The organism is Ruegeria sp. AM1, from assembly GCF_056540745.1.
In genome coordinates this window covers 1-12264 of record NZ_JBQFXH010000009.1, presented here as the reverse complement: position 1 = coordinate 12264, position 12264 = coordinate 1, and the positions used below count along the sequence as shown (strand labels likewise).

The window sequence follows — 12264 nt, the reverse complement described above, 5'->3', positions numbered from 1 at the left end:
GTTCGGCAGGCCCTACCTCTCAAAACAGACGGACGCCGTAACACGGTTGGATCCCTCAGATCATAGTCAACAGGAGGAATTGCTATGCTCAAACCATCCGACCTTTCCATTCTCATCACCGGCGGTGCGCGGGGCATTGGAGCCGCTGTCGCACGGTTGCTTGCCGCCGACGGTGCCAAGGTGATGATCACTGATATTTTGCAGGAAGAAGGCGAGGCCCTGGCGCAGGAGTTTGGAGCCAATGTGACATTCCGCCAACTCGATGTGACCTCTGAAACTGATTGGTCTGATGCGGTGGCAGAGGCCGAAGGCAGCTTTGGCAAGCTCAACGCACTCTTCAACAATGCCGGGATCGTCACCGCTGGCGGTGTGCAGGACACGACTCCGGAGAACTTCCGCAAAGTTATTGATGTAGATCTGACAAGCTGTTTCCTGGGAATTCACACAGCCGTTCCCGCCATGCGTCGTGCCGGGGAGGGGATCATAGTCAACACCTCCTCAACAGCTGGCCTCAAAGGATACACAGGCATTGCGCCCTATGTGACCGCCAAGTGGGGATTGCGGGGTCTCACCAAGGCTGCCGCCCTTGATCTTGCCCCCGACAACATTCGCGTTTTGTCCCTGCATCCCGGGCCCATTCGCACCCCTCTCACAGCTCAGGCCGGTAACGAGCTGGTCAATAATCTGCCTCTCCCGCGCTACGGCGAGCTGGATGAGGTTGCCCGCATGGTGCGCTTCATGCTGACCGAAGCCAGCTACTCCACCGGGTCCGAATTTGTGACGGATGGTGGCGCTGTCACCGGCTGACCGGCGCATGAAACAGCGATCACATGAGTTTTGAAAACATGGAGTGGACAATGAAACGTAGGGAGTTTTTGCTGGCTGGTGGCAGCCTGGCCCTTTCGGGGTTGCCTGCTGTGTCGTTGGCGCAATCGATTGGTCAGGTGGCAGGCGTGCAACGCCTGAAGGTTGGCGATTACACGCTCACCGCGCTGTCAGATGGCTATATCGATATCATTACGCCTGAGAACCAAATCCTTCAGGGGATTGATACCGAAACCTATGACGCCACGCTTGCTGCAAGCGGGCGGGGCGCAGGGGCTCGTCAGACAGATGTGAATGCTTACCTCGTGGATACCGGCGCGCGGAAGATCATGATCGACGCGGGAACCAACCAGGCCATGGGACCAACTCTTGGGCATACCCATGCAGCACTGATTGCGGCGGGATACAATCCTGATGAGATAACGGATATTCTGCTGACCCACCTGCATGCCGACCATGCTGCCGGACTGCTCGCAGAAGATGGATCAACCCTCTACCCCAATGCGCGCGTTTTGCTGCACCAGAACGAATATGACTTCTGGATCAAAGGGACAGCTCCCGTAGCTGAAATGCAATCCCAGTTCGATCTCGCTCAGGCCGTGGTTGCGGCAACGGGCGATCGGCTGGAACTGTTCACTGCGGAAGACCTGCCATTGCCGGGCATATCAGCGGTGCCTCTGTTCGGTCACACACCCGGGCATGTGGGATGCGTGATCGAAAGCACAGGCGCGCGTCTCTTTGTCGTCTCGGACATTATCCACCAGCCGGTGATCCAGCTCGCTTATCCGGATGTCTCGATCCTGTTTGATATCGATCGGGATCAGGCGCGGGAGACCCGTAAGATAGTTCTGGATCAGGTCGTCGCAGACCAGGAGCGGATCCTCGGCATGCATCTTCCATTCCCCGGAGCCGGAACCGTTGAGCGGTCTGGCGAGGGTTACCGCTGGGTCGCTGAGGAACGGGAATTTTTCTGAACACGGAAATGCCGGATGGCTTTGAAGTCGCCAAAGCCATCCCAGCCACGGCCCCAGATTCTGGTGGCCAGACAACCGGGTTTTGCGGTCACCGCGGGATCCATCATTCACCTCTTAAGCAAAGGAAAACATCATGACACAGGTATGGTTCATCACAGGCAGTTCGCGCGGTCTCGGTCGTGATCTTGTCGAAGTTGCGCTGGCCGCAGGGCATTCGGTTGTCGCGACGGCACGCAAGCCGGAACAGCTGAGCGATCTGAAACAGAAGCACGGCGAAAACCTTTTGGCGTTGGCTCTGGACGTAAACGACGCTGAGGCAGTGGAAGCTGCGGTCAACACGGCAGCTGATCATTTTGGACGGATCGACGTTGTTGTGAACAACGCAGGTTACGGCAACACCGCTTCCGTTGAAGACATCACACTCAAAGATTTTGAGGAGCAGATGCAGACCAACTTCTTTGGAACGGTCTATGTCACCAAAGCGGCGACACCCATCATGCGCAAGCAGGGTAACGGCGTTGTCTTCCAGATTGCGTCCGTTGGCGCGCGGATGGCTTCACCTGGCTTGACAGCCTATCAGGCCGCGAAGTTCGCGGTACGTGGTTTCTCCCTTGGGTATGCGCAGGAAGTGGCTCCTTTTGGGATCAAGGTCTGCACCATTGAACCGGGCGCGATGCGGACAGATTGGGCGGGCTCTTCCATGGAAATCCCGGCGGTCAGCGAACCCTATCAGCAGACAGTGGGCGCTTTTGCAAACATCCTCCGCCAGATGTCCGGCAACCAGCCCATTGATCCGGTCAAAGTCTCCAAGGTTCTTGTCGACCTTGCAGGGCGTGACGACATTCCGGCCGAGCTGCTGATTGGCGCGGATGCCGTTCAGTATGCAGGTGCCTTTGCGGACGCGCTTGCCAAGACGGATGAGGAATGGCGCTCGGTGTCAACGTCGGTGAACTACGACGAAGCCGCCGCCTGAGTGCTCATCCCGAATCCCATGGAACAAAGGAGGTCGTCATGACCAAACGTTTGACTTTGGGCAGCCGCATTGCGGTTGCCATCACCGCACTGGCCCTCTCCTGGTCCGTGCTGCCCGCCTATGCCGAAAACACTGTCAGCATGACCGGATGCCCTGAAGGCGCAACCGAGTGTGTCGAGCATGAGAACATCACGCTGATCCGCAACTTCGTCGCTGAGGTTGTCAACGGCGGCAACATCGATGCCATTCCCAACTATTGGCATGATGATATGGTTTGGCGCGGCGGCAGCCTGGGTGAGTACCATGGTATCGACGCTTACATGGATCTTGTCCGCGCAACAGCCGGCACCGCGTTCACCGAGATGCATCTGGAGATCGAGGAAATCCATGCCATCGGCGATGATCTGGTGATCGACCGTTTCACCAACAGCGGCACGAACTCCGCGGCTTTCATGGGATATGAGCCGACAGGTAAGCGGGCGAAATGGGACGGTATGGCGTTCTATCGCATCAGGGACGGCAAAATTGCTGAAGCCTGGTTCGCGGAAGACATCCTGAGCATCTTTTTCCAGCTGGGGTTGCTTGGACAGTAACACGCTCGGACTTGGCCTAGCGTGAACAAGCGGACCTTCGGCGCAAGCGTCCTTAGGCCCGCTTTGTCCCGCGATCTGTGAGTTCGCGATGGCTCGGTATTTGCAGTTGCAGCGAATGTCGGACCGCTCCGCGGTATCGTGAAGGCAGGCCAAAGGTCCGCTTAGGGCCGTTTGGCACGTTTGAGCGACTGGTTTGGGCTACTATGTTCATTTCTATCGCAATCAATGCGCGAAACTTGGTTAAAAGCCGGGATTGAGGTTGCCGCCATATTGAAGGTCTATTCTTGGCGAAAAAAATGAACTCCAACAAAGTATCGGCTGCACTTCAAGCTGCTTAAACACTGCGATTCTCACCAGTGGTTTTTGTGAGCAGCGGCCCTATGAACACCCAGCGGCAAAGCTCCGCCGTATTGGTCGATTGCACACAACTTTTTAACTAAACTCTCCAGCGTGAGCTACCTTGAGTTGTGTTGCGGCGAGGCTCACGCAGGCCGCTTCCTTTTTTCTTATCTATAAAGAGGGACTGACATGACGACCGTTTTAGCTGCTGGCGACATTGCGTTTACCGGGTTCAATTCTGACAACCCTGATGAGTTCACTTTCGTTGTCCTGACCGACATCGAAGCCGGGACTGAGATCAGATTTACTGACAATGGCTGGCTCACAATGGGCGGTTTCCGAGCTACTGAAGGTGTATTTGTCTGGACGGCACCCGCAAATATCGTGGCGGGAACTGTAATTAATCCCGCTTTCTCAGGGCCATCCTTCTCGGCAAGCGGGGATCAGATACATGCCTATCAGGGGAACGAAACCACGCCATCTTTTGTTGCGTCGGTTCATTTCAACGGCACTGGTTATGAAGCCGACGCAACTTCTTCAAACACTTCGGCCCTGCCGACGGGTCTGGCTGTGGGTACCAGCGCTGTGGCTATTCCCGAGACCGACAACGGAGTTTACAATGGCCCGCTTACAGGCACCAAGGTTGAGCTACAGGCAGCCATCAACAACTCGGCAAACTGGGTGACCGATAATTCACGAATCGATGATATCGAACCGGCGAGTTTCACTGTCACGGATGCCACGCCGTCGCCCTCAGTCATCATCAACGACTTGGATCTTGTCGCTGACGAAGGAGGTATGGCGGATACATACGAAGTCACATTGTCTGTTGCACCTACGCAGCCAGTAACAATTACCATCACGGTGGGCGCTGATCTGGATGTCGTACCAGCCGAACTTGTGTTCGATGCGACCAATTTCGATAAGCCGCAGCAGGTGGCCGTCACCGCAGTGGATGATGACCTTCCAGAGGCGGCAGAGATCGCGGATATCCAGCACACTGTCACATCCGATGATCCGGCATATGACGGCCTCCTGGCCCCTGTTGTCGAAGTGTCGATCTCGGCCAGCGACATCGAAATCGTGGCAATCTACGAGATTCAGGGCGCGGGTCATGTGTCAGAATTTGTTCTAGCCGAAGGGCAGACCGTTGCTGAGTTTTTCGAGACCCTCCCCGCAGGTACATCGAACGTTTTGGGCGACTTGGTTTCGACCAGCGGCATTGTCACGGCAGTGGATTCTAACGGGTTTTACTTACAGGACCCGGATGGCGACGGTGATAATGCCACTTCCGACGCGATATTCGTGTTCACTGGGTCCAGCCCAAATGTGACGGTCGGAGATGCTGTTTCGGTCGGCGGAACAGTTGCCGAGTTTTTCCCCGGCGGTACAGCCAGTGGGAACCTGTCAACGACTCAGTTGACGAACGTGTTCGATCTTGAGGTCCAGTCCTCGGGCAACGCCCTGCCAGATGCGATTCTCATCGGCAATGATCCGGGCGAACGGGCGGTTCCGAACAAGAGTATCGACGATGACGCCTTCGCTTCATTCGACCCGACTCAGGATGGTATCGACTTCTTCGAAAGCCTCGAAGGGATGCGTGTGACGGCGACCGATCTGCAAGCCGTCAGCGGAACCAGCCGGTTTGGCGAGATTTTTGCCGTTACCGATCAGGGCAGCGGTGCCACGGGTCTTTCCGAGCGCGGTACACTGAATATCTCTCCAGATGACTTTAACCCCGAAAAAATCCAGATCGACGAAGACAGTGGGATTTTCGACTTTGACTTCCCGACCGTAAACGTTGGTGATCTTCTCGGCGACGTCACGGGCGTGGTTGGATACAGTTTCGGAAACTTCGAAATCCTGCCGACAGAGGATTTTACCCCGAACATCCAATCCGCCGGATTGGAACCGGAATCGACCGACATTGCCGGGTCGGCCAATGAATTGACAATTGCTACATACAATGTGCTTAACCTCGATCCCAATGATGACGACGGTGATCAGGATGTGGCCGATGGTCGGTTCGGCGCCATTGCCACGCAGATCACCAACAACTTGGGCAGCCCCGACATCGTTGGTCTGCAAGAGGTGCAAGACAATTCCGGGTCAGCCAATGACGGAACCGTTTCGGCGGCCGAAACCCTGGCGGAACTGGCGGCTGCAATCGTTGCAGCGGGTGGTCCGGCCTATGAGGTGATCGACAACACGTTTATCGGCGATGGCACCTCGGGCGGTCAGCCTGGTGGTAATATCCGCACAGCTTTCCTCTATAACCCTGACCGCGTGACGCTGGTGGAAGATTCGGTGCAGACGATCAGTGGTCAAGGTCTGGGCGAAGCGTTTGAGGGCGCGCGCCTGCCGCTTGTCGCTGATTTTGTCTTCAACGGTGAGACTGTCACGGTGGTTAACAACCACTTCTCCTCGAAAGGCGGATCAGCGCCCATTCTGGGGGCCGAACAAGATTTCACCACGCGACAGGAAGATGTCACGGTGAATGGCAGCCTGGATGAACGTCAGGCTCAGAGTCAGGCGGTGCAGGACTTTGTCAACGGTCTTGGTGCTGGGGCCAATGCGGTCGTTTTGGGTGACTTCAACGAGTTCGAATTTGTTTCGCCTGTTGCAGACCTTGAAAGCAACACCAGCCTCGTCAACCTGACAAACGATATCCCGGAAGACGAGCGCTATACCTTCGAGTTTCAGGGAAACAGCCAGTCGTTGGACCATATTCTGGTCTCCGAGGGTTTGCATTCGGGCGCATTGGTGGACATTGTCCATGTCAATTCGGAATTTGCCGCAACCAGCGCGCGTGCGTCGGATCATGATCCGATGTTGACCAGCCTGTTTCTGCCCGACACACAGAATCTGGCGGTCGAGTTCGAGGCGGATCGGTGGTTCAGAACCACGGCATTTGAGAGCATTGATGGCGAAGTTGTTGATGTCGACCGGCTTGGTCCAGTGCGCAAAAGTCTTCAGTTTTCGGATGTTGGTATTAAGGTGGATGCGATTGATCCGACCAATTTCGAGTTTATCGCCATCAAGCATGGCGCGATTGGTGTCTTTTCCTTTGACGATCCGATCTTCGGACGCAAAGCTAGTTTAATTGACGGGGACGAAAGCTTGATGATCGCGTTGGAGGACGCGGATCTTGAGGCGGTGGAGTTCATCTTTAGCTTCGGCGAGAGTCATGGCAATGGCGAAGTGGAGGTTGCGTTCTACGATGACGGAGAGCTTGTGGGTATGCTGATTTCGGACGCCGCCGACGGTGATTTCCAAGGTTCATTGGGCCGCACGAGTTTTGACGCGGTGGAGCTGACCGCAAGCGGTGACACTATGTTTACGGTCGATGAATTTGCCTTTGAGGTGATTGATCACAACCTGATCGCGTAGCGTTAAGTCGCACAAGCTTCTTGTGCACTATGAAAACAGAAGCTTCGACGGCCGCATTGCTGTATCGCGATGCGGCCTAAAGGGTGTATAGCTGGCTCCTGCAGCGCAAGAGAATTATGTCACTGCGATGGACTTTTGGCCCAATGATGTGTTCGGCCGGTTAGCGTCCGAGTTTCGAAGGTCAGGATGGTACGCATTTTGTGAGTTCGCCTGTCTTGCGATTTCTCTACCGCATCGAATGGCAGGTTTGACGGGCCGCGCCGCAGCATCACCGGTAGCGGCTGAATGTCTCCTTTGGGCCGAATACCGCAGGGCAAGACGGTACATTACGAATGATGCAGCACAGGCTCCGAGGTCCGCAGTGAGCCCAAAGTAGACGATTTTTTGCATTGCGAAGACCTCAGCTTTCTAAAAAAGCGCGAGTTTTGGTAGTGGACCGGCCAAGGGACAGCCTTTTTTCAATTCCGCACCCGTCGGACAGACTTCGCCTTGCACAAACAACTGGCATGGGTATCTAGTGAGCCGCCTTAATTTCATAATGATGTAGATTTTAGCCGAGAGACGTTGGCCGACGTCCCACTATGAGGATATATAATCTCGCAAAACTGGGTGCCGATTGTTAGGCTTTGGTGCGTGGTCGAAGATATGTGAGTTGAATTTCTATGAAAGATCCCGCAGGTTCTATTGGTCCGAAAATTTCGGCACTTGTTCAGCAAATATATCCTGAATTTGACCGAGATATTCTCTCCAGTAAGGTCATAGACGCCTTTTGGCCGAAGGGTTCAGACCGACGTCGACGGGCACGCGTTCCCGGAAATACGCTGTGGTCGCAAAAAGATGCGTTGCTGATCACCTATGGCAACTCAATCGTCGATGGGGCGCATAAGCCGCTTGATCTTCTCTCGGATTTCTTAGGGACTTATCTGGATGGTACGCTGAACTCCGTACATATCTTGCCGTTTTTCCCCTACACGTCCGACGACGGTTTTGCCGTGTCGGACTTTCGCACTGTTAATCCACAGCTTGGCGACTGGGCTGACATCAATCGGATCGCTGATGATTTCAATTTGATGTCCGATCTTGTCCTGAACCACGTATCCAGTCAGGGGAGTTGGTTTAATGCCTACCGCCAAGGCCAAACTCCCTACGACAAGTTTTTCTTCGAAGCATCGCCAAAGGATGACCTTCGTGAAGTCGTTCGTCCGCGCACGACCCCATTGCTTCAAAAGGTCGAGACAAGCAATGGTGCGCGCCATGTCTGGTGTACCTTTAGCCATGACCAAATTGACTTAGACTTCCGCAATCCCGAAGTCTTGTTGGAATTTTTGCGGATCATCCGACTTCATGTTGACAACGGAGTGCAGATTATCCGGCTCGATGCGGTTGCGTTTTTGTGGAAAGAAATTGGTTCGCCGTCGATCCATCTGCCGCAGACTCATACCGTGATCAAACTAATGCGGTTGTTGTGTGATTTTGCGACCGAAAAGATCATTTTGCTGACGGAAACCAATGTGCCAAAGGCAGAGAACCTCAGCTATTTCGGCGATGGTGACGAAGCCCATGCGATCTATAACTTCCCGCTGCCACCTCTTATTCTGCATGCTATGATGTCAGGGAATGCCGAATACCTTCGGCGCTGGCAGCGCGCAATGCCGCCCGCACCTATGGGCTGTGCCTACCTGAACTTTACTGCAAGTCACGACGGCATTGGGATGCGCCCTGCCGAAGGACTGTTGCCCCAAGATGAAAAACAGCGAGTGATCGAAACCGTCAAAGAGATTGGCGGGTTGGTATCCATGCGCGCTCTTCCTGATGGTAGCGAAAGCCCATACGAGCTAAACACGACCTTCTACGACGCGATGTCACGGACTTTTGCCGGAGCAGACGATCGTCATCACGAGCGTTTTATCTGCTCGCAGACAATTGTCATGTCGCTAGAGGGAATACCGGCATTCTACATTCACGCGATGCTGGCCACACCCAACGATCATGACAGTGTCGCACATCGTGGGATGAGCCGCGCGATCAACCGCCACCGTTGGGACTACCCGAGCCTGCGTGAACTGCTGAATGATCCCGCTACACCTCAGGCAAGAGTGATGTCAGAGCTGTCTAAACGTTTGAGAATTCGCCAAAAACAAGCAGCATTTCATCCTAACGCGACACAGTTCACCGTAAACATGGGTGATGACCGAGTGTACGGCATCTGGCGCCAAAGCCTTGATCGCGGGCAATCTATTTTTGCGTTGCATAATGTCAGCGATGCATCCGTCACAATTTCTGCTGCATCCCTGAATTTGATCGAAGATCAGCTCTGGATTGACCTGCTAAGCGACACCAGTGTCGATACCAAGGCATCCGAGATCACAGTCGCCCCCTATCAGTGCATGTGGATCACCAATCGCAGCTAGGTATATTCAGCCTCATCGGCTGCAGCGGCTGCTCGCAGTTCTGCGAGGAAACCAGGATCCGCTGAGTGTACGCGGTTCCATGTTGGGATGAATGGCGTTTCATGTGGGTTATCTAAAAAAAATTGGCCAGCCCGCATAATGTTCTCGGCAAAAAGCTCAATTGCACGCTCTTCTTTGTGGCGATCAACCGAAAGGCCGTTCATCTTGGCGTCATTGTAGTAAGCATCAAGCACATCTAAAGCAGAGCGGTAATACGTGGCCTTTAGCGTGCGAAATGTATTGGGTGTAAAGACCGTGCCATCCGCGGCCAGTTTGCGGAAAATCGCCTTGCAAATGTCGGTCGACATACGGCTAAGGCCTGCATTGGCATCCGCCTCGCTGAGATCTTGATGTTTGTGGTCATACTGGTCGGCAATTTCGACCTGGCAGACTGCACGCGGGGCAAGGTTGCGCCAAGCTTCGGACAGGATACCAATTTCAAGCCCCCAGTCTGAGGGAATGCGCAAATCCGGTAACATTGATGTCCGCATGGCAAATTCACCGGACAGCGGATAGCGAAAACTGCGCAGATAATCGAGGTAATCACGATCTCCTACGACCTTTTTCAATGCAATAAGGAGAGGGCTGACAAGCAGACGGGACACGCGCCCGTTCAATCGATCCTGGCCAACGCGCGCATAGTAACCCTTCGCAAGTTGATACGGGAAGTTCACATTTGCTACCGGATAGATCAGGCGAGCAAGTAGCTCATTCGTGTAAGTAAGGATATCGCAATCGTGGATAGCCACTACCGCACTGTCTTCACAGGCGATCAGATACCCAATGGCGGACCAAACGTTTTTGCCTTTGCCCCGTTCAGACGGAGCCAGCCCCATTTCAACAAGCTTAGCGCCAAGGGCAAGCATCCTTGGGCTGTCGTTCCAAATGACGATATGGTTTTGGTTTAGATCTTTGAAGAATTCTTTGGCATGGCGATATTGCGCTTCATCTGCACCGTCCAATCCAATGATTATGCGGTGAAGGTAGGGCACATTTGCAAGCTCGCCCACTATGTTGGGTATCGCAGGGGTTTCCAATTCGGAATACAAGCACGGCAATACAAGCGACATGTTGCGGTTTGCTGCAAACGTTTCAAGTTCATAGGTCAGTTCATCAAGGGATCGCGTCCGCAGGTTATGCAGGGTGGTGATGTTTCCGTTCTGGTGGAAATCCGCCATATAGTTTTGTCCTCTTCACAAATTTAGTCGCTTCAAATGCGCCAAGATCGCGGTGTTCCAAGCCTGCGGACCGGATTGTGTGGTCCGCATAATCTTACCGATGTCTTCACCTTTCAAAACAGGTAAAGGTGGACGATGTGGGTTGGCAATGATGACGCCAAAATCAGCCGCCTCGAGTATTTCGATATCATTCGGAGCGTCGCCAAGCGCAATCGTATGAAGCGGGGCCAAATCTTTTGTGATTTGTGCAACCTGATCCGCCTTTGTACCACCAAATGACAAAGTCAAGAACCGCCCACCTTCGCGTGCGTATATCCCATGTGTCCTCAGTGCTTCTAGGAATTCAGCCTTTTCTTGATGCCCCCCTGACCAAATCCCGGGCTCTGAAAACGCGCGCTCTTTCGCAAGAGCGGCTGCATTGAGCGATAGGCCTGTTATATCAGCGACTTGTGCGGCATCCATATCACCAAACCCTTGGAATTGCGCTCTAAGGGGTGCCGAAATTTTGTTAAGGGTGGCGCGTAATTGAGTGTAACTAAAACCATCATCTACAGCCTGCGCATGAGGTTCGAGAAGACCTGCGCCATTTTCGACAATTGCCGGCCAACGTTGCAACCGCAAGTTTTCGCGCAATAAACATATCTCTGGTGCGGTCTTACTACTGGCCATCACGACCCCAGCGCCGATCGTTTCAAGACGTTTAAGCGCAGGATATGCCGCATCACATTGGTAGTTTGTGTGTGAGAGTAAAGTGCCGTCGAGGTCAGTAAATACGAGCAAAGGCATTGGAAGCTTCATGACACCAAGCTTGTGAACATTTGTCAAAAAGCGCAACCAATACCTCGAGAACAAAATACTGTACGTAGCATAGATATTGCAAAAGCGCTCGCCTTCGCAGCGAATGTCAGCAAAGCAGGCTGCGAATGCAGCATCGGCGGCCCGCATCCAAGGTCGGCTTAGGGCCGAACCAAGAGTTTTCTAGGTCTGCTAGGCCCAGGTCCTCGTTCCGCTGGTAGCTGCGATTGCCTTTGGCCTGCTGGCCTCAACGCTGCTGGTAATCTTTGTGTTCCCCAGCATTCTCGGCATCTACTTCGACTTCGCAGACATTCGAAAGTGGTTGAAAAGCAGACAAGAGAAGGAAGGGCAAGAAACCGAGTTCCTTCGTACATCGACTTAGGTCGTTGGTACAATGGGTAACTTTCTTCTCAACTACTTCAATCTGTTCCGGGCGTTGGGGGCGGCAATCTTCGACGGCCGATCCCTCCATCTCCTGGCAATGTCCGCCTCGCTGGTTGTTGTGAGCAGCACATTTTACGTACTTGTTGAGGGTTGGAGCGTACTTGACGCTGCTTATTTCTCGGTCATTACGATGTCCACTGTCGGCTACGGGGATATTTAACCAACCACACCGGGCGGCAAGGTCTTTACGATGTGACCCAGCCCCCTGAAATCAGGCCATTGAGGTGTTAGTAATCCGTCCAAGCAAAGGATGGACTATGAAACGCAGATTTAGCGACGAACAGATCATTGGAATGATCAAGG

At 53.8% G+C, this 12264-nt stretch carries 9 protein-coding genes; 7 read left to right on the top strand and 2 right to left on the bottom strand.

The genetic code is table 11. The features are described from left to right. Positions 1–84: 84 nt before the first annotated feature. From ACR0I7_RS15795 to ACR0I7_RS15770, 6 genes are all read left to right on the top strand, one after another. A complete protein-coding gene (locus ACR0I7_RS15795; RefSeq protein ID WP_480512715.1) occupies positions 85–807 on the top strand; it encodes an SDR family oxidoreductase in 723 nt (240 codons plus the stop codon). A gap of 50 nt (positions 808–857) precedes the next feature. Beyond that, positions 858–1799, top strand: coding sequence for an MBL fold metallo-hydrolase (locus tag ACR0I7_RS15790; protein ID WP_480512713.1), 942 nt, complete (start codon positions 858–860; stop codon positions 1797–1799). 133 nt (positions 1800–1932) lie between these two features. Continuing rightward, positions 1933–2772 carry an SDR family NAD(P)-dependent oxidoreductase gene (locus tag ACR0I7_RS15785; protein WP_480512711.1) on the top strand — a complete coding sequence of 280 codons (840 nt, stop codon included), beginning with the start codon at positions 1933–1935 and terminating at the stop codon, positions 2770–2772. Between the two features lie 38 nt (positions 2773–2810). Then, complete coding sequence (locus tag ACR0I7_RS15780) at positions 2811–3365, top strand: ester cyclase (protein ID WP_480512710.1); 555 nt, start codon at positions 2811–2813, stop codon at positions 3363–3365. A 528-nt stretch (positions 3366–3893) separates the two neighbouring features. Then, positions 3894–7094, top strand: a complete 3201-nt coding sequence (locus ACR0I7_RS15775) for an endonuclease/exonuclease/phosphatase family protein (protein ID WP_480512708.1) — start codon at positions 3894–3896, stop codon at positions 7092–7094. Positions 7095–7756: 662 nt separating this feature from the next. Then, a complete protein-coding gene (locus ACR0I7_RS15770; protein WP_480512706.1) occupies positions 7757–9505 on the top strand; it encodes a sugar phosphorylase in 1749 nt (582 codons plus the stop codon). Here ACR0I7_RS15770 and ACR0I7_RS15765 read toward each other — a convergent pair. Further along, positions 9502–10722 (bottom strand): glycosyltransferase family protein, encoded by a 1221-nt coding sequence (locus tag ACR0I7_RS15765; RefSeq protein ID WP_480512704.1) that lies wholly within the window; start codon positions 10720–10722, stop codon positions 9502–9504. The genes ACR0I7_RS15770 and ACR0I7_RS15765 overlap by 4 nt on opposite strands. A 15-nt stretch (positions 10723–10737) precedes the next feature. Next, positions 10738–11667, bottom strand: a complete 930-nt coding sequence (locus ACR0I7_RS15760; protein WP_480512702.1) for an HAD-IIB family hydrolase — start codon at positions 11665–11667, stop codon at positions 10738–10740. Positions 11668–11911: 244 nt separating this feature from the next. On the opposite strand from ACR0I7_RS15760, the gene ACR0I7_RS15755 reads away from it, so the two are divergent. Then, positions 11912–12121 (top strand): ion channel, encoded by a 210-nt coding sequence (locus tag ACR0I7_RS15755; protein ID WP_480512700.1) that lies wholly within the window; start codon positions 11912–11914, stop codon positions 12119–12121. Positions 12122–12264 lie beyond the last annotated feature (143 nt).